The sequence below is a fragment of the Citrobacter sp. Cc139 genome, from assembly GCF_030334645.1.
Taxonomy (GTDB): Bacteria; Pseudomonadota; Gammaproteobacteria; order Enterobacterales; family Enterobacteriaceae; genus Citrobacter; species Citrobacter werkmanii.
Genome location: NZ_JAOWDM010000069.1, coordinates 79223 through 102153, shown reverse-complemented (window position 1 = coordinate 102153; position 22931 = coordinate 79223). Strand labels below are relative to the sequence as shown.

The window sequence follows — 22931 nt, the reverse complement described above, 5'->3', positions numbered from 1 at the left end:
TTTAACGCTTCAGGACGATGAAAAAGAAAAGACCCGTACTTCAGGATGTAGCCGACCGCGTGGGCGTGACCAAAATGACGGTCAGTCGCTTTTTGCGTAACCCGGAGCAGGTCTCCGTGGCGCTGCGGGGCAAAATTGCCGCTGCACTTGATGAGCTGGGTTATATTCCCAATCGCGCACCTGATATCCTGTCTAACGCCACCAGTCGCGCTATCGGCGTGCTGTTACCGTCTCTCACCAACCAGGTTTTTGCGGAAGTGTTACGCGGCATTGAGGCCGTCACCGACGCGCATGGTTATCAAACCATGCTGGCGCACTACGGCTATAAGCCCGAAATGGAGCAAGAGCGTCTGGAGTCGATGCTGTCGTGGAATATCGATGGTCTGATCCTCACTGAACGTAGCCATACACCCCGTACGCTGAAAATGATCGAAGTCGCGGGTATCCCGGTCGTCGAGCTGATGGACAGTCAGTCCCCGTGTCTGGATATCGCCGTCGGTTTTGATAACTTCGAGGCCGCACGTCAGATGACCGCCGCTATCATCGCCCGTGGACACCGTCATGTTGCTTATCTTGGCGCGCGTCTTGATGAACGTACTATCATCAAACAGAGGGGCTACGAACAGGCTATGCGCGATGCCAATCTGGTGCCGTACAGCGTGATGGTGGAGCAGTCTTCATCTTACTCATCCGGTATTGAACTTATCCGTCAGGCGCGGCGTGAATATCCGCAACTGGATGGTGTGTTCTGTACCAACGATGACCTGGCGGTAGGGGCGGCCTTTGAATGTCAGCGTTTAGGGCTGAGAATCCCTGACGATATGGCGATTGCCGGTTTCCACGGCCATGATATCGGTCAGGTAATGGAGCCGCGTCTGGCGAGTGTGCTCACGCCGCGTGAACGAATGGGCAGCATTGGCGCAGAACGCCTGCTGGCGCGCATCCGAGGTGAAGCAGTCACACCTAAAATGTTAGATTTAGGTTTCACCTTGTCACCGGGTGGATCTATTTAAGCCAACAACTTTGAAGTAGCTCACACTTATACACTTCGGGCACGAATGGATATTGCTTCTCTATTTATCCGGCTGGACAATGTTACCGATAACAGTTACCCGTAACAATTTCCTGATTCTTGTACCAGTGGGGGCAACGCTTTGAGCACGACTAATCATGATCACCACGTTTACGTTCTGATGGGCGTATCAGGCAGCGGTAAATCTGCTGTCGCAAGTGAAGTGGCGCATCAACTGCAGGCCGCGTTTCTTGATGGCGATTTTCTCCATCCGCGCAGCAACATCATGAAAATGGCTTCCGGTGAGCCACTCAACGATGACGACCGTAAACCGTGGTTACAGGCGCTGAATGACGCCGCTTTTGCGATGCAGCGTACCAATAAGGTGTCGCTGATCGTCTGTTCTGCGCTAAAAAAAGTCTATCGCGATCAGCTGCGTGACGGTAACCCGAACCTCTCATTCATTTACCTGAAGGGCGATTTTGACGTAATCGAAAGTCGCCTGAAGGCACGTAAAGGGCACTTCTTCAAAACGCAAATGCTGGTAACCCAGTTCGAAGCGCTGGAAGAACCGGATGCGAATGAAAAAGATGTTCTGGTGGTTGATATCGATCAGCCGCTGGACGGTGTGGTAGCTAGCACCATTGAAGTGATTAACCAGGGCAGTAAGTAGTGACTACATTAACGCTTGTTTTAACAGCAGTAGGGTCTGTTTTATTACTGCTGTTTTTGGTGATGAAGGCGCGTATGCATGCCTTTGTTGCTTTGATGGTGGTGTCTATTGGTGCAGGTCTCTTTTCCGGTATGCCGCTTGATAAAATCGCGGCGACCATGGAAAAAGGGATGGGAGGCACGCTCGGCTTCCTGGCGATTGTGGTGGCGCTGGGAGCGATGTTTGGCAAGATTTTGCACGAGACCGGCGCGGTCGATCAGATTGCCGTCAAGATGCTGAAATCTTTCGGTCACAGCCGCGCGCATTATGCGATTGGCCTGGCCGGCCTGATTTGCGCGCTACCGCTGTTCTTTGAAGTGGCGATTGTGCTGCTGATAAGCGTGGCGTTCTCAATGGCGCGTCACACCGGAACGAACCTGGTGAAGCTGGTTATTCCGCTGTTTGCGGGGGTGGCGGCCGCTGCGGCGTTCCTGCTGCCGGGACCTGCGCCGATGCTGCTGGCATCCCAAATGCACGCTGACTTTGGCTGGATGATCCTGATTGGCCTGTGCGCAGCCATTCCGGGCATGATTATTGCCGGGCCGCTGTGGGGCAATTTCATCAGCCGTTACGTTGAACTGCATGTACCAGAAGACATTACCGAGCCGCATCTGGGCGAAGGCAAAATGCCCTCCTTTGGCTTCAGTCTGGCGCTGATCCTGCTGCCGTTAGTACTGGTTGGCCTGAAAACCATCGCCGCGCGCTTTGTGCCGGTCGGTTCTTCAACCTATGAATGGTTCGAGTTTATCGGTCACCCATTTACCGCGATTCTGGTTGCCTGTCTGGTGGCGATTTACGGCCTGGCAGTGCGCCAGGGCATGGCAAAAGATCGGGTGATGGAGATTTGTGGTCACGCGCTGCAACCGGCGGGGATTATTCTGCTGGTGATTGGTGCGGGCGGCGTGTTCAAGCAGGTGCTGGTTGATTCCGGCGTTGGCCCGGCCCTGGGTGAAGCGTTAACCGGTATGGGGCTGCCTATTGCCATTACCTGCTTCGTGCTGGCGGCGGCGGTACGTATCATTCAGGGGTCCGCGACCGTGGCCTGCTTAACGGCGGTCGGTCTGGTCATGCCGGTGATTGAGCAACTGAACTACTCCGGCGCGCAGATGGCGGCGCTGTCTATCTGTATCGCAGGCGGCTCAATCGTCGTCAGCCACGTTAACGACGCTGGTTTCTGGCTGTTCGGGAAATTCACCGGCGCGACCGAAGCGCAAACGCTGAAGACCTGGACGATGATGGAAACCATCCTCGGTACGGTCGGCGCGATTGTTGGTATGATTGCCTTCCAGCTGTTGAGCTGAGTCTTGTTGCCCGGCGGCGCTGCGCTTACCGGGCCTGGAAACGAGCACATATCCACATCGTAGGCCGGGTCAGGCGAAGCCGCCACCCGGCTTTTTTACAGCACCATCACACCATCCTCGGTTTTCAACCAACGCGGCGCTTTCAGTGTGTCGGCGAAATACCCCACCAAATCCTGCAGCAAATCACCCGCCACCCGCTCCATATCATCAGAAAGCGTTTTGCTCATCAGCAAATGCGTTAAAAGCTGGCAGTAATGCCCCATCTGATCTGGCTCAGGCTCGAAAAGGGGAAAACGGGTCGGGAATGTTTCTACCGTCAGACTGGCCTGTAGATGCTGCGGTACAGGCTCCGTTAAGGTCGGTTGCAATAACGCGAGACAGGCCGACAGACGTGCACAAATCGCCAGTTTTTCAACCGGGTCATGACATTCAACCAGCCCTTCGACAAAACGCTCGCAGTTATCCGCCAGTTCGGTGAAGTCCGTGGCATGGCTAAAGGGCAGGGTAAATAAAGAGTGTGAAAAGAGAGGGGTAGTCGCCATAGGGCAGCCTCCAATGAGTGAAATTTACCACCACCGAAGGGACCAACCTTTGGGTGGCGGGCTGAACGGAGTTGGTCCTACCGGCCTCATTGGATACCGGTGCGTCTTGTGACGCCACCGTCCAGCCCACCATTGAGGTGTAGCTGGTCGCACGACAAAAGTGAATTTTATCGCGAATGAGGTAATCAGGGGACCAATCCTGGCACCTGATTTTGCAGGTGCAGCGAGAAGATAATGCTTATCCGCGATGCTGACAAGAGGGTATTCCGGAAGGCGCTTCGCAGAAATGAAAATACGTTTTCTCAGCGGTTTAAAAGCATAAGGAATACCTGGTATTACAGTGCAATGCCGTTCAGTTAAGCATGTAGGGTGAACATGTGATTATTGCTCAGGGTTCCGTTCACCTCAGTGGTGTCATTTCTCTGAAGCGCTGATGCCCGTGAACGTGCAAGGGAGGCTCACCGCCGCCTCCCTTGCACGTTCACTGGTGACGAGATCACAGAGAAGCAATGAACATAACGTGAACGGAATCGTTCTCTGAAATGCCATGCTCTCCAGCTTCAAAACGGTCACCCCTTCATCCACATCCGTACGCCATCGAGGAACATCTGGGTCGCCATCATCACCAGAATCAATCCCATCAGACGCTCCAGCGCATTCACCCCTTTCTCGCCCAGCAGGCGTAAAAACAGCGACGACTGCAGCAAAATCACAAATGTCCCGCCCCAGGCGATCAGCAGCGCAATCACCAGATGCCCCATCTGATTTGGGTACTGATGTGATAACAGCATCAATGAGGCCAGTATTGTCGGCCCGGCCACCAGCGGGATTGCCAGCGGTACGATAAATGGCTCTTCGCCTGCCGGAAGGCCGGTGCTGTTGCCGGTGGCGCTGGGGAAAATCATCTTAATGGCGATCAGGAACAAAATGATGCCCCCGGAGATCGAGACGGTTTCTGCACGCAGGTTAAGAAATGCCAGAATTTTCTCGCCCGCAAACAGGAATATCAGCATCACCAACAGCGCAATGAACAGCTCGCGAATCATAATCGCGCGGCGGCGTTTTGGTTCGGTATGTTTCAATACGGACATGAAAATGGGCAGATTTCCGAGCGGATCCATAATCAGGATCAATAAAACTGCCGCTGAAATGATTTCATTCATAACTCAAATTCCCTGATAATTACCGCGGACTTTCTGCTTGCTTGCGCAGCGGGATAAGTCGCATTACTGATGGCTTCGCTATCATTGATTAATTTCACTTGCGACTTTGGCTGCATTTTGTATGGTGAAGGATATGCCACCAGGACACTGGCATACATACACAGCACACATCTTCGCAGGAAAAAAACGCTATGAAAAATGTTGGTTTTATCGGCTGGCGCGGTATGGTCGGCTCTGTTCTCATGCAACGCATGGTTGAGGAGCGTGACTTCGACGCCATTCGCCCTGTTTTCTTTTCTACTTCCCAGCTCGGGCAGGCGGCACCGACGTTCGGTGGAACCGCGACCGGCACGCTTCAGGACGCTTTTGATCTGGACGCGCTGAAGGCGCTCGATATCATCGTGACCTGTCAGGGCGGCGATTATACCAACGAAATCTATCCAAAGCTTCGTGAAAGCGGTTGGCAGGGTTACTGGATTGACGCGGCCTCCTCGCTGCGCATGAAAGACGATGCCATCATCATTCTCGATCCGGTTAACCAGGATGTGATTACCGACGGTCTGAACAAAGGTATTAAGACTTTTGTCGGCGGTAACTGTACCGTTAGCCTGATGCTGATGTCCCTCGGCGGCCTGTTTGCCAATGACCTGGTCGACTGGGTTTCCGTGGCGACCTATCAGGCGGCTTCCGGCGGCGGCGCGCGCCACATGCGTGAACTGCTGTCCCAGATGGGCCATCTCTATGGCCATGTGGCCGATGAACTGGCAACCCCTTCTTCTGCTATTCTCGATATCGAACGTAAAGTGACGACCCTGTCTCGCAGCGGCGAACTGCCGGTTGATAACTTTGGCGTACCGCTGGCCGGGAGCCTGATTCCGTGGATCGACAAACAGCTCGATAACGGCCAGAGCCGTGAAGAGTGGAAGGGACAGGCGGAAACCAACAAAATTCTCAACACCTCTGCTGTGATCCCGGTAGATGGCCTGTGTGTGCGTGTCGGCGCACTGCGCTGCCACAGCCAGGCGTTCACCATTAAACTGAAAAAAGATGTGTCTATTCCGACCGTGGAAGAGCTGCTGGCGGCGCACAATCCGTGGGCCAAAGTGGTGCCAAACGATCGGGAGATCACCATGCGTGAGTTAACCCCGGCGGCCGTTACCGGTACGCTGACCACGCCAGTAGGCCGTCTGCGTAAGCTGAATATGGGACCGGAGTTCCTGTCAGCCTTTACCGTGGGCGATCAGTTGCTGTGGGGGGCTGCGGAGCCATTGCGCCGTATGCTGCGCCAGTTGGCGTAATAATTTGTTAACGATCAAGGGGTGAGGAATCACCCCTTTTTTTGCGTAATACAGGAGTAAGCGCAGATGTTTCATTTTTTACCAGGAGTAAGATAAAGCATTGGCTATTCTTTAAGGGTGACTTAGTACCGGAGGTATTAAGTTGTTGCCTGAAGGTGGGACGACGCAGAGAGGATGCACAATTGTGCTGCGCCGTTCAGGTCAAAAAAAGTGTCACTACCTGATGTCGAAAATCAGTTGGAAGGCGTGACACCATAAAACAGGATGACAACCATGTCCGTTCGTATCGATAGAGACGTGATTAATGCGCTAATTGCAGGCCATTTTGCGGATCCTTTTTCCGTACTCGGTATGCATCAAACTGACGCGGGACTTGAAGTCCGCGCCTTACTTCCAGACGCCACAGAAGTGTGGGTGATCGAACCCAAAACCGGACGTAAAGTCGGCAAGCTGGACTGCCTCGACTCTCGCGGTTTTTTCTGTGCTGTACTTCCCCGCCGTAAAAATTTCTTTCGTTATCAGTTAGCCGTTGTCTGGCATGGCCAGCAGAATCTTATTGATGACCCTTATCGTTTTGGTCCGCTAATCCAGGATATGGATGCCTGGCTGTTATCTGAAGGTACGCACCTGCGTCCTTACGAAACGCTGGGCGCGCATGCGGATACCATGGATGGCGTAACCGGTACGCGTTTCTCAGTCTGGGCGCCCAACGCCCAACGTGTTTCGGTGGTCGGGCAGTTCAACTACTGGGATGGCCGTCGCCACCCGATGCGTCTGCGTAAAGAGAGCGGTATCTGGGAGCTGTTTATCCCCGGCGCACAGCATGGTCAGCTGTATAAGTACGAGATGATCGATGCTAACGGTAAGTTGCGCATTAAAGCTGACCCTTACGCCTTCGAAGCGCAGATGCGCCCGGAGACCGCGTCGCTTATCTGCGGCCTGCCCGAAAAAGTGGTGCAAAGCGAGGAGCGCAAAAAAGCCAACCAGTTTGATGCGCCGATCTCTATCTACGAGGTGCACCTGGGTTCATGGCGTCGTCATACTGATAACAACTTCTGGCTGAGCTACCGCGAACTGGCGGATCAACTGATTCCTTACGCCAAGTGGATGGGCTTTACTCATCTCGAGCTGTTGCCGATTAACGAGCATCCGTTCGACGGCAGTTGGGGCTACCAGCCAACCGGCATGTATGCGCCGACCCGTCGTTTCGGGACGCGTGATGATTTCCGCTATTTTGTGAATGCCGCGCATCAGGCGGGGCTGAACGTCATTCTGGACTGGGTTCCGGGCCATTTCCCGTCGGATGATTTTGGTCTGGCAGAGTTTGATGGCACCAGGTTGTATGAGCACAGTGACCCGCGTGAAGGGTATCACCAGGACTGGAATACGCTGATCTACAACTACGGCCGCCGTGAGGTCAGCAACTATCTGGTGGGTAACGTCCTGTACTGGATTGAACGTTTTGGTATTGACGCGCTGCGCGTGGATGCCGTGGCGTCGATGATTTATCGCGACTACAGCCGCAAAGAAGGGGAATGGGTCCCGAACGAATTTGGTGGTCGTGAAAACCTCGAAGCGATTGAATTTTTACGCAATACCAACCGTATTCTTGGCGAACAGGTGCCCGGCGCCGTGAGCATGGCGGAAGAGTCAACCGACTTTGCCGGCGTATCAAGACCGCAGGACATGGGCGGTTTAGGGTTCTGGTATAAGTGGAACCTCGGCTGGATGCACGACACGCTGGACTACATGAAACTGGATCCGGTTTATCGTCAGTATCATCACGACAAGCTGACCTTCGGCATGCTGTACAACTACACCGAAAACTTTGTTCTGCCGCTGTCGCACGATGAAGTGGTGCACGGTAAAAAATCCATTCTCGACCGCATGCCGGGAGACGCATGGCAGAAGTTTGCCAACCTGCGCGCTTACTACGGCTGGATGTGGGCCTTCCCGGGTAAGAAACTGCTGTTTATGGGCAACGAGTTTGCTCAGGGGCGTGAATGGAATCACGACGTCAGTCTGGACTGGCACTTACTGGAAGGCGGCGATAACTGGCACCACGGGGTGCAACGTCTGGTGCGTGACCTGAACCATACTTATCGCCATCACAAGGCGCTGCATGAGCTCGACTTTGACAGCTATGGTTTTGAATGGCTGGTGGTTGACGATAAAGAACGTTCGGTGCTGATTTTTGTTCGTCGTGACAAGGCCGGCAACGAAATTATCGTTATCAGCAATTTTACGCCAGTACCTCGCCACGGCTATCGCTTCGGTATCAATCAGCCGGGCAAATGGCGTGAAATCCTCAATACCGATTCGATGCATTACCACGGTAGCAATACCGGTAACGGCGGCGCGGTGCATAGCGATGAAATCGCCAGTCATGGCCGCCAGCACTCACTGAGCCTGACGTTGCCGCCGTTGGCGACGATCTGGCTGGTTCGGGAGGGGGAATGACGCATCTGGCAACCGGCAACGCCACCCCGCATGGTGCAACGTATGACGGCCATGGCGTCAATTTCACGCTTTTCTCGGCCCACGCCGAACGCGTTGAATTATGCGTTTTCGATGAGCAAGGCTGTGAACTCCGCTATGACCTGCCGGGGCGTAGCGGCGATATTTGGCACGGTTATCTGGCCAACGCCCGTCCGGGCCTGCGCTATGGCTATCGCGTACATGGTCCGTGGCAACCAGAGCAAGGCCACCGGTTTAACCCGGCGAAACTGTTGCTCGATCCTTATGCGCGCCGGGTGGATGGCGAGTTAAAAGATAACCCGCTGCTGCACGGCGGGCTAAATGAACCTGATCATCATGATAATGCCGCCATCGCGCTGAAGGGCGTGGTGGTGTCCGACCATTATGACTGGGAAGACGATGCCCCGCCGCGCACGCCGTGGGGCAATACCGTGATTTACGAAGCGCATGTGAAAGGACTGACGTATCTGCATCCTGAGCTGCCGGAAGAGCTTCGCGGAACCTATAAAGCGCTGGGTCATCCGGTGATGATCGACTATTTCAAACGCCTGGGCATTACTGCGCTTGAGCTGCTACCGGTGGCGCATTTCGCCAGCGAACCGCGTCTGCAGCGGCTGGGCTTGTCGAACTACTGGGGCTACAACCCGGTCGCTATGTTCGCGTTGCATCCGGCTTACGCCTGCTCGCCGGAGAGCGCGTTGGATGAGTTCCGTGATGCGGTGAAAGCGCTGCACAAAGCGGGGATTGAGGTCATTCTCGACATCGTTTTGAACCACAGCGCCGAGCTGGATCTTGAAGGACCCGTCTTCTCACTGCGCGGAATCGATAACCGTAGCTATTATTGGATCAGGGATGATGGCGATTACTACAACTGGACCGGTTGTGGGAACACCCTCAATCTGAGCCATCCCGGCGTGGTCGAGTATGCGTGTGAATGCCTGCGTTACTGGGTTGAAACTTGCCACGTGGATGGTTTTCGTTTTGATTTAGCGTCGGTTATGGGACGTACGCCTACGTTTCGTCAGGATGCGCCGTTGTTCACTGCAATCCAAAACTGTCCGCTGCTCTCACGCATCAAACTGATTGCGGAACCGTGGGATATCGGTGAAGGCGGGTATCAGGTGGGGAACTTTCCACCGCCGTTTGCCGAGTGGAATGACCATTTTCGCGATGCGGCGCGACGTTTCTGGCTCCAGCGTAATCTCTCTTTAGGAGAATTCGCCGGGCGTTTTGCCGCATCCAGCGACGTGTTTAAACGCAATGGCCGCAAACCCAGCGCCACGGTCAATCTGGTGACCGCGCACGACGGTTTTACCCTACGTGACTGTGTGTGCTTCACAAATAAGCACAATGAAGCGAATGGTGAGGAAAATCGCGACGGCACTAGCAATAACTACAGTGATAATCATGGTAAAGAAGGGTTAGGCGGCTCGCTGGACCTGATTGAACGGCGGCGCGACAGCATTCATGCGCTGTTGAGTACGCTGTTGCTCTCTCAAGGGACGCCGATGCTGCTGGCCGGCGACGAGCATGGCCATAGCCAGCACGGCAACAATAACGCTTACTGTCAGGATAACGCCTTAACCTGGCTGGACTGGCAGCAGGCAAACGGTGGACTAACCACCTTTACCGCCGCGTTGATTCATCTTCGCCAGCAAATCCCCGCATTAACGGGCGATTGCTGGTGGGAAGAGGGCGATGGCAATGTTCATTGGCTGAATAAGTACGCACAACCCTTAAGTGCGGATGAGTGGCAAAACGGCCCGAGGCAGATGCAAATCCTGCTTTCTGACCGTTTCCTGATTGCAATAAACGCCACGCTTGAGGTGACAGATATCGTTTTACCTGAAGGGGAATGGCGAGCTATTCCCCCATTTGCCGGAGAGGACAATCCGGTGCTTACGGCTGTCTGGCAGGGACCTGCGCACGGATTGTGTGTGTTCCATAGAGGATAAAAAAGGAGTTAGTCATGGTGAGTTTAGAGAAGAACGATCGTGTTATGTTGGCGCGCCAGCTGCCATTAAAATCTGTTGCCCTGATCCTGGCCGGTGGCCGCGGTACCCGCCTGAAAGATTTGACCAATAAACGTGCCAAGCCGGCCGTGCACTTTGGCGGTAAATTCCGCATTATCGATTTTGCTTTATCCAACTGTATTAACTCCGGCATCCGCCGTATCGGCGTGATCACGCAATACCAGTCGCACACGCTGGTACAGCATATTCAGCGCGGCTGGTCGTTCTTTAGCGAAGAGATGAACGAGTTTGTCGATCTGCTGCCTGCGCAGCAGAGAATGCAGGGTGAAAACTGGTATCGCGGCACGGCGGATGCGGTAACCCAAAACCTGGACATCATTCGCCGCTACAAAGCGGAATATGTAGTGATCCTCGCAGGCGATCATATTTATAAGCAGGACTACTCGCGTATGCTGATCGACCATGTCGAGAAGGGCGCGCGTTGCACCGTGGCCTGTATGCCGGTGCCTATCGAAGAGGCCAGCGCGTTTGGTGTGATGGACGTGGACGACAGCGACAAAATTATCGAGTTCGTTGAAAAACCTGCCAACCCGCCATCCATGCCGGGTGACCCGACCAAATCTCTTGCCAGCATGGGGATCTACGTTTTTAACGCCGATTACCTGTATGAGTTACTGGCGGAAGATGACCTCGATGAAAACTCCAGTCACGATTTCGGTAAAGACATCATCCCAAAAATCACCGAAGCTGGCATGGCGTATGCACATCCCTTCCCGTTGTCCTGCGTACAGTCTGACCCGGAATCCGAGCCGTACTGGCGCGATGTGGGAACGCTGGAAGCTTACTGGAAGGCCAACCTCGATCTGGCCTCGGTGACGCCTGAACTGGATATGTACGACCAGGACTGGCCAATCCGTACGCATATGGAATCTCTGCCGCCGGCGAAATTTGTGCAGGACCGTTCCGGTAGCCACGGAATGACGCTGAACTCGCTGGTCTCCGGCGGCTGTATTATTTCTGGTTCGGTGGTGGTGCAGTCCGTTCTGTTCCCGCGAGTGCGGGTGAATTCATTCTGTAACATTGATTCGGCAGTGTTGTTGCCTGAAGTATGGGTAGGACGTTCATGCCGGTTACGTCGTTGCATCATTGACCGTGCCTGCGTTATCCCTGAAGGCATGGTGATTGGTGAAAATGCGGAAGAGGATGCTCGTCGCTTCTACCGCTCAGAAGAAGGCATTGTGCTGGTCACGCGTGAAATGCTGCGCAAACTGCAAATCAAACAGGAGCGATAATGCAGGTTTTACACGTATGTTCAGAGATGTTCCCCCTGCTAAAAACCGGGGGACTGGCGGATGTTCTTGGGGCGTTACCGGCCGCGCAAATTGCCGACGGTGTAGATGCCCGCGTGCTGCTCCCGGCGTTTCCGGATATCCGTCGCGGCATTCCTGATGCTCAGGTGGTGACGCGTCGCGATACCTTTGCAGGCAGAATTACGCTGCTGTTCGGGCATTACAACGGCGTCGGCATTTACCTCGTGGACGCGCCGCATCTCTATGACCGTCCGGGTAGTCCGTATCACGACACCAACCTGTTCGCTTATACCGATAACGTCCTGCGTTTTGCGTTGCTCGGCTGGGCCGGTTGTGAAATGGCCTGCGGGCTTGACCCATTCTGGCGCCCGGATGTGGTGCATGCGCACGACTGGCATGCCGGTCTGGCCCCGGCGTATCTGGCGGCCCGCGGCCATCCGGCGAAATCGGTGTTCACCGTCCACAACCTGGCGTATCAAGGCATGTTTTATGCAAAGCATATGGATGACATCCAATTGCCATGGTCGTTCTTTAATGTGCACGGGCTGGAGTTTAACGGGCAGATTTCGTTCCTGAAGGCCGGGTTGTACTACGCCGACCACATCACGGCGGTGAGTCCGACCTACGCGCAGGAGATTACCGAGCCGCAGTTTGCCTACGGCATGGAAGGTCTGTTGCAACAGCGTCATCGGGAAGGGCGACTTTCCGGCGTGCTGAACGGCGTGGATGAAAAAATATGGAGCCCGGAAACCGATCTGCTACTGGCCTCGCGCTATACGCGCGACACGCTGGATGAGAAGGCGGAGAACAAACGTCAGCTACAAATTGCGATGGGACTTAAGGTTAACGATAAAGTGCCGCTGTTTGCTGTCGTGAGCCGTCTGACCAGTCAGAAAGGGCTGGATCTGGTGTTGGAGGCTCTGCCGGGTCTGTTAGAGCAGGGGGGGCAACTGGCGCTGCTTGGCGCGGGCGACCCAGTATTACAGGAAGGCTTCCTGGCCGCTGCGGCGGAACATCCCGGACAGGTAGGGGTGCAAATTGGTTATCACGAAGCCTTCTCGCACCGCATCATGGGCGGGGCCGACGTCATTCTGGTACCCAGCCGTTTTGAACCGTGCGGCTTAACGCAGTTGTATGGGCTGAAGTATGGCACGCTGCCGCTGGTGCGGCGTACCGGTGGGCTGGCGGATACAGTCTCTGACAGTTCGCTGGAAAACCTGGCGGACGGTATCGCCAGTGGGTTTGTCTTTGAAGACAGTAATGCCTGGTCGCTGCTACGCGCGATCCGGCGTGCTTTCGTATTGTGGTCCCGGCCTTCGCTTTGGCGGTTTGTACAACGCCAGGCCATGACCATGGATTTTAGCTGGCAAGTCGCGGCGAAGTCTTACCGCGAGCTTTACTACCGCTTGAAATAGATATCCAGGAATCACCTATATGAACGCTCCATTTACTTATGCATCGCCCACACTCAGCGTCGAGGCACTTAAGCATTCTATTGCCTACAAACTGATGTTCACGATTGGTAAGGACCCGGTCATTGCCAACAAACATGAGTGGCTGAACGCCACGTTATTCGCGGTGCGCGATCGTCTCGTGGAGCGCTGGCTGCGTTCTAACCGTGCGCAATTATCCCAGGAAACCCGTCAGGTTTATTATCTGTCAATGGAGTTTCTGATTGGGCGCACGCTTTCCAATGCGCTGTTATCGTTGGGGATTTACGACGATGTTAAAAGTGCGCTGGAAGGTATGGGATTAGATCTGGAAGATCTGATCGACGAAGAGAATGACCCCGGTCTCGGTAACGGTGGCCTCGGACGCCTGGCAGCCTGCTTCCTCGACTCACTGGCAACGCTGGGTCTGCCCGGACGTGGCTACGGTATCCGTTATGACTATGGCATGTTTAAACAGAACATTGTCGATGGTCGACAAAAAGAGTCCCCGGACTATTGGCTGGAATACGGTAACCCGTGGGAATTCAAACGCCACAACACGCGCTACAAAGTGCGCTTCGGCGGCCGCGTGCAGATGGAAGGCAAGAAAACGCGTTGGATTGAGACCGAAGAGATCCTCGCAGTGGCCTACGACCAGATTATCCCCGGTTATGACACTGACGCTACCAACACGCTGCGCCTGTGGAATGCCCAGGCCAGTAGCGAAATCAACCTCGGTAAATTTAACCAGGGCGACTACTTTGCGGCGGTGGAAGATAAAAACCACTCCGAGAACGTCTCCCGCGTACTGTATCCGGATGACTCTACCTATTCGGGACGCGAGCTGCGGTTGCGCCAGGAGTATTTCCTCGTCTCCTCAACGGTGCAGGACATCCTGAACCGCCATTATCAACTGCATAAAACCTACGACAACCTGGCCGATAAAATTGCTATTCACCTTAACGACACCCACCCGGTGCTGTCGATCCCTGAGCTGATGCGTCTGCTGATCGATGAACACAAGTTCAGTTGGGACGACGCGTTTGAGGTGTGCTGTCAGGTCTTCTCGTATACCAACCACACCTTGATGAGCGAAGCGCTGGAGACCTGGCCGGTGGATATGCTGGGCAAAATCCTGCCGCGCCATTTGCAAATCATTTTTGAGATTAACGACTACTTCCTGAAGACGCTGCAGGAGCAGTATCCGAACGATACCGCTCTGCTGGGACGGACGTCGATTATCGATGAATCTAACGGTCGTCGTGTGCGTATGGCATGGCTGGCGGTGGTGGTGAGCCACAAGGTTAATGGCGTGTCTGAACTGCACTCCAACCTGATGGTGCAGTCGTTGTTTGCTGACTTTGCGAAGATTTTCCCGACCCGCTTCTGCAACGTGACCAACGGTGTGACGCCGCGTCGCTGGCTGGCGCTGGCGAACCCATCGCTTTCTGACGTACTGGATGAGAACATTGGCCGCACCTGGCGTACCGATCTCAGCCAGCTCAGCGAGCTTGAGCAGCACTGTGATTTCCCGTTAGTGAATCAGGCTGTGCGTCGTGCGAAGCTGGAGAACAAAAAGCGACTGGCAACGCTCATCGCCCAGCAGTTGAACGTGGTAGTGAACCCGAAATCGCTGTTTGATGTGCAGATCAAGCGTATTCACGAGTACAAACGTCAGCTAATGAATGTGCTGCATGTGATCACCCGCTACAACCGCATCAAAGCCGATCCAGACGCCGAGTGGGTGCCGCGCGTGAATATCTTCGCGGGTAAAGCGGCTTCAGCCTATTACATGGCGAAGCACATCATTCATTTGATCAACGATGTCGCGAAGGTGATCAACAACGATCCGCAGATTGGCGATAAATTGAAGGTCGTGTTTATCCCCAACTACAGCGTCAGTCTGGCGCAGGTGATTATTCCTGCTGCCGACTTGTCTGAGCAGATTTCTCTGGCCGGGACCGAAGCCTCCGGAACCAGTAATATGAAATTTGCGCTCAACGGTGCGCTGACCATCGGGACGCTGGATGGCGCCAACGTTGAGATGCTGGAACATGTGGGTGCGGAGAATATCTTTATCTTTGGTAATACGGCGGAAGAGGTTGAGGCTTTACGCATTCAGGGCTACAAGCCGCGTGAGTATTACGAGAAAGATGAAGAGTTGCATCAGGTGCTGACGCAGATTGGCAGCGGCGTGTTCAGCCCTGAGGAGCCTGGACGTTATCGTGATCTGGTCGATTCGCTGATTAACTTTGGCGACCACTATCAGGTGCTGGCGGATTATCGCAGCTATGTCGATTGCCAGGATAAGGTTGATGAGCTGTATCGCCATCCGGAAGAGTGGACCACGAAGTCGATGATAAACATCGCCAATATGGGGTACTTCTCTTCGGACAGGACGATCAAAGAGTATGCCGAGAACATCTGGCATATTGATTCGGTGCGGTTGTAACATCCGAGGCCGGGGGCGCTTCGCTTGCCCGGCCTATGTTTATGCACTCTTGCAGGCCGGATAAGGCGTTAGCCGCCATCCGGCATTTTTATCAGGAGGCCAGCGACAGCTGGTGCTTCTCGACATACTCCGTCAGCCATTGGGTCATGCGGGACTGCTGTTCGGCATTCAGCCACATGCCTTCTTTCGTACGACGCCACAGCGCATCTTCTGCGCGACGCACCCACTCATGCTCAACCAGATACTTCAGCTCGGCCTCATAGAACTCATGGCCGAAGTCTTCGCCTAACTCGGCGATTGACGTGGCGTCGCCGATAATCCATTCAGTATTGCTGCCATAGGTACGCGAATAGTGGCGCGCCAGCGATTCGGTCAGGAACGGATAGCGACGGCGCAGTTTTGCCGCGTAATCTTCGCGATCGCCGCCAATATCACCGCCAGGCAGGATGCACTCTTTGGTCCATGCCGGGCCAATGCCCTGATAGTACGACGACAGTTTTTCCATCGCGTGCTCGGCCAGCTTACGGTAGGTTGTCAGCTTACCGCCAAAGACCGACAGCAGCGGCGCTTTGCCGTTTTCGTCGTGGATATCCAGCGTGTAATCACGGGTAATAGCCTGCGGCGAGTCGGACTCGTCATCGCACAGCGGACGCACGCCCGAGTAAGTCCAGACGATATCGTCACGGCCAAGCTGTTTCTTAAAGTGCGCGTTGTAGACCTTCAACAGGTAATTGATTTCGCTCTCATCAATTTTCACTGCTTTCGGGTCGCCTTTGTATTCGACGTCAGTCGTCCCGATGATCGAGAATTCGTCCATCCATGGGATAACAAACACAATACGTTTATCTTCATTTTGCAGAATATACGCTTGCTTCTGGGTATGTACGCGCGGCACCACGATGTGGCTACCTTTAATCAGACGAATACCGTACGGCGAAGGCAGATGCATGCCGTCATCAAAGAACTCTTTCACCCACGGACCGGTGGCATTGACCAGACCGCGCGCCTGCCAGGTATGTTTTTTGCCGGTATCGATATCTTCGGCTTCAACGATCCACAGGCCGTTTTCACGGCGAGCGGAGGTGGCGCGGGTGCGGGTTAATACTTCTCCGCCTTTGCGCACGACCATTTGGGCGTTTGCCAAAACCAGACGTGCATCGTCTACCCAGCAGTCAGAATATTCGAAACCGCGCACAATCTCAGGTTTCATTACGGAATCCGCGCCAAAACGCAAACCAGTAGAACCCGGCAAACTGGTGCGTTTGCCCAGATGATCGTACATAAACAAACCAATACGGATCATCCATGCCGGACGCAGATGCGGGCGATGGGGCAGACGAAAGCGCATCGGGAAGGCGATATGCGGTGCCATTTTCAACAGCACTTCACGTTCTGCCAGCGCCTCGCTCACCAGGCGGAATTCGTAGTGTTCCAGGTAGCGCAGGCCACCGTGGATGAGTTTGGAGCTGGCGGAGGAGGTGGCGCAGGCTAAATCCTGCGCCTCCAGCATCAGCACGGATAAACCGCGTCCAGCGGCATCTGCCGCGATACCGGCACCGTTGATGCCTCCACCTATCACAATCAGATCTTTGGTTTCCATGCTGGCCTCTCGCACTTTCGTTATAGCTCATTAATGTTCGTTATCGAGCATAATAGCAAAGAATTGCGCCATTGGTAACATTGGATAAACAATTTACAGTGATACATATAACATTATGGCGTTTACCTGCGCAGGCAACGTACACTGGAGGGTAATATTGGTTACCTGCCAGAATATAAGTAGAACTTAACAAGAGAACGCCATGGATCAGTTTGAGTGTATTAATGTCGAAGAAGCCCATCAGAAACTCCTGCACGGAATGGCGGTGCTGGTGGACATCCGCGATCCGCAAAGCTATGCGATGGGCCACGCGCCGCAGGCCTTTCATCTGACGAACGACACGTTGGGGACGTTTATGCGTGAGCATGATTTTGATACTGCCGTGATGGTGATGTGTTACCACGGCAACAGCAGTAAAGGCGCGGCGCAGTATCTTCTTCAGCAGGGCTATGATGCGGTTTACAGCGTTGACGGCGGCTTCGACGCCTGGCATCGACATTTTCCTGCAGAAGTGACATACGGTTCGTAAGCTAACAAAGATGCAGCCTGAAACGGACAGGATATATATACTGTCCTCTTTTGTGTGGAATAAGCGACAGCAATAATGTTGATGATTACCTCTTTTGCTAACCCCCGCGTGGCGCAGGCATTTGTTGATTATATGGCGACGCAGGGCGTTATTCTGACGATTCAACAACATCAGCAAACGGATGTCTGGCTGGCGGATGAGTCCCAGGCTGAACGCGTGCGTGCTGAACTGGCGCGATTTCTCGATAACCCGGGCGATCCGCGTTACCTCGCGGCCAGTTGGCAGTCAGGTCATACCGACAGCGGTCTGCGCTATCAACGTTATCCGTTTCTGGCTACATTGCGCGAACGTGCCGGCCCGGTGACCTGGGCGGTAATGGCGGCGTGTGTGTTGGTGTTTATCGCGATGAATGTGCTGGGCGACCAGGCGGTAATGCTCTGGCTGGCCTGGCCGTTCGATCCTTCGCTGAAATTTGAGTTTTGGCGTTATTTCACCCACGCGTTTATGCATTTCTCGCTCATGCACATTTTGTTCAACCTGCTGTGGTGGTGGTATCTCGGCGGCGCGGTTGAAAAGCGCCTGGGCAGCGGAAAGCTGATTGTCATTACTGTGATCAGCGCCTTGCTGAGCGGTTATGTTCAGCAGAAATTTAGCGGCCCGTGGTTTGGCGGGCTGTCTGGCGTGGTATATGCGCTGATGGGCTACGTGTGGTTGCGCGGCGAGCGCGATCCGCAAAGCGGTATTTTCCTGCAGCGTGGTTTGATTATCTTTGCCTTGATCTGGATTGTTGCCGGCTGGTTTGATCTGTTCGGCATGTCGATGGCGAACGGCGCACATATCGCCGGGCTGGCCGTGGGTCTGGCAATGGCGTTTGCCGATACTATTCATGTGCGAAAACGAACTTGACTCAAGTTTTGTGGTGCCGGAAGGCGGTGTGCGTTTGGACCAATTTGTAGGCCGGATAAGCGTCAGCGCATCCGGCAAAATTCCAGGGAACAATAATGAAGCAAACACAACGACATGACGCGATCATTGAGCTGGTAAAAAAACAGGGATACGTCAGTACCGAGGAGCTGGTGGAGCATTTCTCCGTCAGCCCGCAGACGATTCGCCGGGATCTGAATGACCTGGCCGATCAAAATATGATTTTGCGTCACCACGGCGGCGCGGCGTTGCCATCCAGCTCGGTCAATACACCATGGCATGACCGTAAAGCGACGCAGACGGCGGAAAAAGAGCGCATTGCGCGCAAAGTTGCCACGCAGATCCCTAACGGTTCAACGCTGTTTATTGATATCGGCACCACACCGGAAGCGGTGGCGCATGCGCTGCTTAATCACAGCAACTTACGCATTGTGACCAATAATCTCAATGTGGCAAACACGCTGATGGCGAAAGAGGATTTCCGCATTATTCTGGCCGGGGGCGAACTGCGTAGCCGTGACGGCGGCATTATGGGCGAAGCGACCCTCGACTTTATTTCCCAGTTCCGTCTGGACTTCGGCATCCTGGGGATCAGCGGTATCGACAGCGATGGCTCTCTGCTGGAGTTTGATTACCACGAAGTGCGCACCAAACGCGCGATCATTGAGAATTCACGTCACGTCATGCTGGTAGTGGATCACTCGAAGTTCGGACGTAACGCGATGGTGAATATGGGCAGCATTAGCATGGTGGATGCGGTTTATACCGACACGCTGCCGCCAGCTGGCGTGATGCAGGTTATTGCCGACCACCATATTCAATTAGAGCTGTGTTAAGTTAACTCCAGGCCTGATAAGCGTAGCGCATCAGGCATTAACTATACCCCATAGCCCATCATCTTCAGCAGTTTCTGCGCATGCTGCACCGCATCCTGGCGGTGGGCGACGCCGAGTTTTTGGTACAAATTGCGGATGTGCGTCTTAATGGTCGTGGCTGCAACGGCCAGCTCACCGGCGATCTGCTCGTTGCTGTAACCTGAATAAATCAGTCCCAGAACCTGCCATTCGCGCTGGGTCAGCGGGCTGGTGCGGATAAGCTCCGGCACTTCCGGATGGGTAAGCAGTCGCTCAACGAATCCTTCATCAAAGTGGGCGAATTTGTGGCGGTGGTGCTGGTTAATCTCCCGCAAAACGCGCTGGGCGCGGTGCTGGTCGAGTTCTGGCAGCGTATTGAGCTGAATCAGTTGGCGCAACTGCTGCGCCATCGCCTCACCTTCGATAACAAAGTGGCTGATAAATCCGGTACGGTTCGCCAGTTGCAGCGCTTCGAGTAAGACGCGCTGCGCGTCATTTTTGCGTCCTGCCTGCCAGTACAACTGATTAAGCAGCAACAGGTTACGGTTCAGATCGCTCATCAGGCGCAGGTTACGCGCATTTTCATTTAACTCTTCCAGTACGATTTCCGCCGGTTCAAACTCACCCAGCAGGATCTGCGCGCGGGCGATGTTGCGCCACTGACTTTGCAGGAAGTGGTTATTAGCGAACTCCGGCTTCGGCGTGTGGCGTAGCCAGTTGGCGGCCGAGTTTTTGTCACCCACCATTTGCCAGTAAATCACCCGGACTTTATCGGCGTTTGAGATCCAGTCGCTGTGATAGCGACCGTTGCCCAATAAGTTTTCCAGACGGTTGAGCAGGCTACGCGCGTTGTCTAAATCGCCCCGGGCCAGCGAACACTGAATCAGCAGCGCCAGGCACTGTAGCTGTTGCTGTGGCTGGAATGTGGAAAGCAACTCAATGCCCATGCGGGCAGACGCTTCAGCTTCGTCCAGACGTGCCCATGCCCACAGTAACTGCGCGCGGATACGTACCAGGAACTCATGCATCGGCAGCTGTTCCAGGTGCTGCTCTTTGATCAGCTGGAACGCTTTTTCCTGCGTCTCCCAGGCGGCCTGCAAAAAGCCCTGGGCAAATAAAATTTCGCTTTGCTGGATCAGACTCCACAGCGCGTAATGCCAGACATCATGATGGCGCGCCATCTGCTCGGTTTGCTGCATCAACGCCAGTGAACGCGTAAGATCCCCCTTACAATGCAGGACTTCACCATGCACCGAGGTGGCAACGATACGGCTATAGAACCAGGCGATGGGTAATTCATCCAGCGCCAGTTTTGCCAGACGTTCTGCTTCGTCAGGGTTACCGTCGTTAATCGCTACCTGCGCACGCAGCGCGTTAAATTCAGCGTGCAGCGTCGGCTCCATGTCGCCTTTCATCTCTTGTTCCGCACGGGCCAGCAGGGTATTAACCTCGCTGTAGCGGTGCTGGCTTTGCATCAGCCAGGCTTGCAGCAGAACCAGACGCGGATTTTCCAGTAGGCTTTCCCACGGCAGGGCTTTCAGCGACTCTTCCAATAGCGCCAGTTCGCTGTGGTTAAACAGGCCCCACGCATGATTAAGTAGGATATCGCGCAGCATATGGGCGTCGCCTGCCGCCAGAGCGTGGTGGATAGCTTCGCTAGGGAAACCCTGCGCCATCCAGCTTTCTGCGGCCGCGCGGTGTATTTCAGGCAGCTCGCTCGCCAGTTCCCACTGACAACGCTGGCGTAAAAAGCTGCCAAACAGCGGGTGATAGCTGAACCACTCGCCGACGTCATCCATTCGCTGCAGAAATAACCCCTGACGCTCAATTTCCTCAAGTCGCATTTGCCCGTTTTCTTCGCCGGTGACCCGAACGATCAGCGCATCGTTCATCGAACGCAGGATGGCGCTTTTGAGCAGAAAGTGACGGGTGCCGAGGTCAACGCTATCCAGTACTTCATCCACCAGGTAGTCGGATAAATGGCTGGCGTTGATCCCAGCGAGGCGTCGTGCCGACTGGTGCGCAGAGTTATTGTTCTGGCGGGCGGAAAGGGCAATCAGTTGTAACGCTGTGGCCCAGCCAGCAACGTCATCGCACATCCGGCTGCTTTCAGCCGCTTCAATCGGGGAGGATAAACGCCGATCGAAAAATTGTTTCGCTTCCTGATGGTTAAAGGCCAGTTGTTGGCTGCCGATTTCCAGCAACTGATCGCGCACCCGCAGGTTGGCAATGCCCAACTGCGGCAGATTACGCGACAGCACGACCAGTGTGAGATTTTCAGGCTGATGACGCAGGAAAAAGCGCATTGCTTCGTGAATGGCCGGATTGGAGATTAGATGATAATCATCCACCACCAGGTAGAGTGGACGATGCCACTCGGCCAGTTCAATAAAAAGCTGCGCAAACAGTGACGTCAGGCTGGCATACTGGCGTTTTTGCACCAGCGCTTCGCTGGTGGTGCAATGCCCACTGGTCGCCTGCTGGATCGCGGCAATCAGATAGCTGGCAAAACGCTCCTGCTGGTTATCGCCTTCATCCAGAGAGTACCAGCCTAACTCGGTCTTCCCCGCCGCCCATTGTGAAATAAGCGTTGTTTTTCCATAACCAGCAGGACTTGTGATCAGGGCGAGCCTGAAATTGTTCGCGCCGGAAAGTTTAGCCAACAGGCGCTCACGAACCACCGTATGGTCGAGACGAACCGGACGACTTAATTTAGACGGAATCAACATAAGTTAGTCACTTCACTGTGTGAAAATGGGGAAGAATGATTTTTTTTGCGCTTCGTAATTAATAGATATAAGGTCGGCCAGATTGGTATTTTATGCAAGCTAAGCGGGCTTTTTGTGTGTCTGATTTTGCACTATGTCACAAATCTATACATCTATTGCAATAATTTCTTTAAAGAGTCGCAACAGGCGTGGCGACTGGTTCCAGCGTGACTTTCACCCAGCGGAAAGATTCCACTTTTTTATGTTGTTACTGTAACGTTTAATAAAAAGACGATGAGTTTTGTGCTCGACTTAAAACTTTCATGTGAAATAACTCAAGCAGAATGCGTATTTCAGGTGAGAAACTATTTCTCTGTTTACATATTTTTTCTAAATATCATCTTACTGTTTGATATTGTCTGGCTAATCTCTTTAGGTTAATGCGAAACCGTGATGCATTTCAGGGGGATACGGGGGAAACCTACGTATTGACCGGCAATGCCTCTCTGCTTTAAGTGGCGGCGATCACACTTTTATGCTCATCCCCGCTCCTCCTCCCTCCCTAATCCGTGCCAGGATGAGGAAGGTCAACAACGAGCCTGGCAAACTAGCGATAACGTTGTTTTATTACCTAAGGACCTGGAA

The 22931-nt window shown here is 54.1% G+C and carries 16 protein-coding genes and 1 pseudogene; 12 read left to right on the top strand and 5 right to left on the bottom strand.

The genetic code is table 11. The features are described 5' to 3' along the window. The first annotated feature begins 17 nt into the window (after nt 1-17). The 3 genes from gntR to gntU all read left to right on the top strand — a co-directional run bounded on the left by gntR (nt 18) and on the right by gntU (nt 3025). Nucleotides 18-1013, top strand: a complete 996-nt coding sequence (gene gntR, locus OGV69_RS05140) for a gluconate operon transcriptional repressor GntR (protein ID WP_038634949.1) — start codon at nt 18-20, stop codon at nt 1011-1013. A gap of 141 nt (nt 1014-1154) precedes the next feature. Further along, on the top strand, nt 1155-1685 hold the full coding sequence (gntK, locus tag OGV69_RS05135) for a gluconokinase (RefSeq protein ID WP_038634945.1): 531 nt from the start codon (nt 1155-1157) through the stop codon (nt 1683-1685). After that, nucleotides 1685-3025 (top strand): gluconate transporter, encoded by a 1341-nt coding sequence (gntU, locus tag OGV69_RS05130; RefSeq protein ID WP_032940610.1) that lies wholly within the window; start codon nt 1685-1687, stop codon nt 3023-3025. The genes gntK and gntU overlap by 1 nt, the downstream gene beginning before the upstream one ends. Here the strand turns inward: gntU and OGV69_RS05125 are convergent. The 3 genes and pseudogenes from OGV69_RS05125 to yhgN all read right to left on the bottom strand — a co-directional run. After that, nucleotides 2948-3127 (bottom strand): annotated as a pseudogene (locus OGV69_RS05125) (MarC family protein); the annotation flags it as partial. The gene gntU and the pseudogene OGV69_RS05125 sit on opposite strands and share 78 nt — an antisense overlap. After that, nucleotides 3121-3567 carry a lipoate--protein ligase family protein gene (locus OGV69_RS05120; RefSeq protein ID WP_069323789.1) on the bottom strand — a complete coding sequence of 149 codons (447 nt, stop codon included), beginning with the start codon at nt 3565-3567 and terminating at the stop codon, nt 3121-3123. The pseudogene OGV69_RS05125 and the gene OGV69_RS05120, both read right to left, overlap by 7 nt. 569 nt (nt 3568-4136) lie before the next feature. Beyond that, nucleotides 4137-4730 carry an NAAT family transporter YhgN gene (yhgN, locus tag OGV69_RS05115; RefSeq protein ID WP_003023480.1) on the bottom strand — a complete coding sequence of 198 codons (594 nt, stop codon included), beginning with the start codon at nt 4728-4730 and terminating at the stop codon, nt 4137-4139. A 191-nt stretch (nt 4731-4921) separates the two neighbouring features. Here yhgN and asd point away from each other — a divergent pair, with 191 nt between their 5' ends. The 6 genes from asd (at nt 4922) to glgP (ending at nt 15671) form a co-directional block, all read left to right on the top strand. Next, nucleotides 4922-6028, top strand: a complete 1107-nt coding sequence (asd, locus tag OGV69_RS05110; RefSeq protein WP_069323790.1) for an aspartate-semialdehyde dehydrogenase — start codon at nt 4922-4924, stop codon at nt 6026-6028. A 273-nt stretch (nt 6029-6301) separates the two neighbouring features. Further along, a complete protein-coding gene (gene glgB / locus OGV69_RS05105) occupies nt 6302-8488 on the top strand; it encodes a 1,4-alpha-glucan branching enzyme (RefSeq protein WP_069323791.1) in 2187 nt (728 codons plus the stop codon). Continuing rightward, nucleotides 8485-10461, top strand: a complete 1977-nt coding sequence (glgX, locus tag OGV69_RS05100; protein WP_069323792.1) for a glycogen debranching protein GlgX — start codon at nt 8485-8487, stop codon at nt 10459-10461. The genes glgB and glgX overlap by 4 nt, the downstream gene beginning before the upstream one ends. Before the next feature lie 14 nt (nt 10462-10475). Continuing rightward, complete coding sequence (gene glgC / locus OGV69_RS05095; RefSeq protein ID WP_069323793.1) at nt 10476-11771, top strand: glucose-1-phosphate adenylyltransferase; 1296 nt, start codon at nt 10476-10478, stop codon at nt 11769-11771. Next, nucleotides 11771-13204: a glycogen synthase GlgA gene (gene glgA / locus OGV69_RS05090; protein ID WP_069323794.1), complete on the top strand. Its 1434-nt coding sequence runs from the start codon at nt 11771-11773 to the stop codon at nt 13202-13204. Before glgC ends, glgA begins: the two co-directional genes overlap by 1 nt. A gap of 19 nt (nt 13205-13223) precedes the next feature. Next, nucleotides 13224-15671 carry a glycogen phosphorylase gene (gene glgP / locus OGV69_RS05085; RefSeq protein WP_038634923.1) on the top strand — a complete coding sequence of 816 codons (2448 nt, stop codon included), beginning with the start codon at nt 13224-13226 and terminating at the stop codon, nt 15669-15671. 91 nt (nt 15672-15762) lie between these two features. On the opposite strand, the gene glpD is transcribed toward glgP, so the two are convergent. Continuing rightward, nucleotides 15763-17271: a glycerol-3-phosphate dehydrogenase gene (gene glpD, locus OGV69_RS05080; protein ID WP_038634920.1), complete on the bottom strand. Its 1509-nt coding sequence runs from the start codon at nt 17269-17271 to the stop codon at nt 15763-15765. Nucleotides 17272-17473: 202 nt separating this feature from the next. On the opposite strand from glpD, the gene glpE reads away from it, so the two are divergent. The 3 genes from glpE (at nt 17474) to OGV69_RS05065 (ending at nt 19560) form a co-directional block, all read left to right on the top strand. Then, the gene (glpE, locus tag OGV69_RS05075; protein ID WP_038634917.1) at nt 17474-17800 is read left to right on the top strand and encodes a thiosulfate sulfurtransferase GlpE; all 327 of its coding nucleotides are present in this window, start codon (nt 17474-17476) and stop codon (nt 17798-17800) included. A 75-nt stretch (nt 17801-17875) separates the two neighbouring features. Then, nucleotides 17876-18706, top strand: a complete 831-nt coding sequence (gene glpG, locus OGV69_RS05070) for a rhomboid family intramembrane serine protease GlpG (RefSeq protein WP_038634914.1) — start codon at nt 17876-17878, stop codon at nt 18704-18706. A gap of 95 nt (nt 18707-18801) precedes the next feature. Then, entirely contained in the window at nt 18802-19560 is a 759-nt protein-coding gene (locus OGV69_RS05065) for a DeoR/GlpR family transcriptional regulator (protein ID WP_003023499.1), read from the top strand. Between the two features lie 41 nt (nt 19561-19601). On the opposite strand, the gene malT is transcribed toward OGV69_RS05065, so the two are convergent. Next, nucleotides 19602-22307: an HTH-type transcriptional regulator MalT gene (gene malT, locus OGV69_RS05060; protein ID WP_069323795.1), complete on the bottom strand. Its 2706-nt coding sequence runs from the start codon at nt 22305-22307 to the stop codon at nt 19602-19604. Nucleotides 22308-22931 lie beyond the last annotated feature (624 nt).

Excerpts from the sequence above, each read along its gene's own strand:
- glgX (WP_069323792.1), top strand. The coding sequence starts at position 8,485 with ATGACGCATCTGGCAACCGGCAACGCCACCCCGCATGGTGCAACGTAT.
- asd (WP_069323790.1), top strand. The coding sequence starts at position 4,922 with ATGAAAAATGTTGGTTTTATCGGCTGGCGCGGTATGGTCGGCTCTGTT.
- glpE (WP_038634917.1), top strand. The coding sequence starts at position 17,474 with ATGGATCAGTTTGAGTGTATTAATGTCGAAGAAGCCCATCAGAAACTC.
- gntR (WP_038634949.1), top strand. The coding sequence starts at position 18 with ATGAAAAAGAAAAGACCCGTACTTCAGGATGTAGCCGACCGCGTGGGC.
- glgP (WP_038634923.1), top strand. The coding sequence starts at position 13,224 with ATGAACGCTCCATTTACTTATGCATCGCCCACACTCAGCGTCGAGGCA.
- malT (WP_069323795.1), bottom strand. The coding sequence starts at position 22,307 with ATGTTGATTCCGTCTAAATTAAGTCGTCCGGTTCGTCTCGACCATACG.
- glpD (WP_038634920.1), bottom strand. The coding sequence starts at position 17,271 with ATGGAAACCAAAGATCTGATTGTGATAGGTGGAGGCATCAACGGTGCC.
- glpG (WP_038634914.1), top strand. The coding sequence starts at position 17,876 with ATGTTGATGATTACCTCTTTTGCTAACCCCCGCGTGGCGCAGGCATTT.
- glgC (WP_069323793.1), top strand. The coding sequence starts at position 10,476 with ATGGTGAGTTTAGAGAAGAACGATCGTGTTATGTTGGCGCGCCAGCTG.
- glgB (WP_069323791.1), top strand. The coding sequence starts at position 6,302 with ATGTCCGTTCGTATCGATAGAGACGTGATTAATGCGCTAATTGCAGGC.
- OGV69_RS05120 (WP_069323789.1), bottom strand. The coding sequence starts at position 3,567 with ATGGCGACTACCCCTCTCTTTTCACACTCTTTATTTACCCTGCCCTTT.
- OGV69_RS05065 (WP_003023499.1), top strand. The coding sequence starts at position 18,802 with ATGAAGCAAACACAACGACATGACGCGATCATTGAGCTGGTAAAAAAA.
- glgA (WP_069323794.1), top strand. The coding sequence starts at position 11,771 with ATGCAGGTTTTACACGTATGTTCAGAGATGTTCCCCCTGCTAAAAACC.
- yhgN (WP_003023480.1), bottom strand. The coding sequence starts at position 4,730 with ATGAATGAAATCATTTCAGCGGCAGTTTTATTGATCCTGATTATGGAT.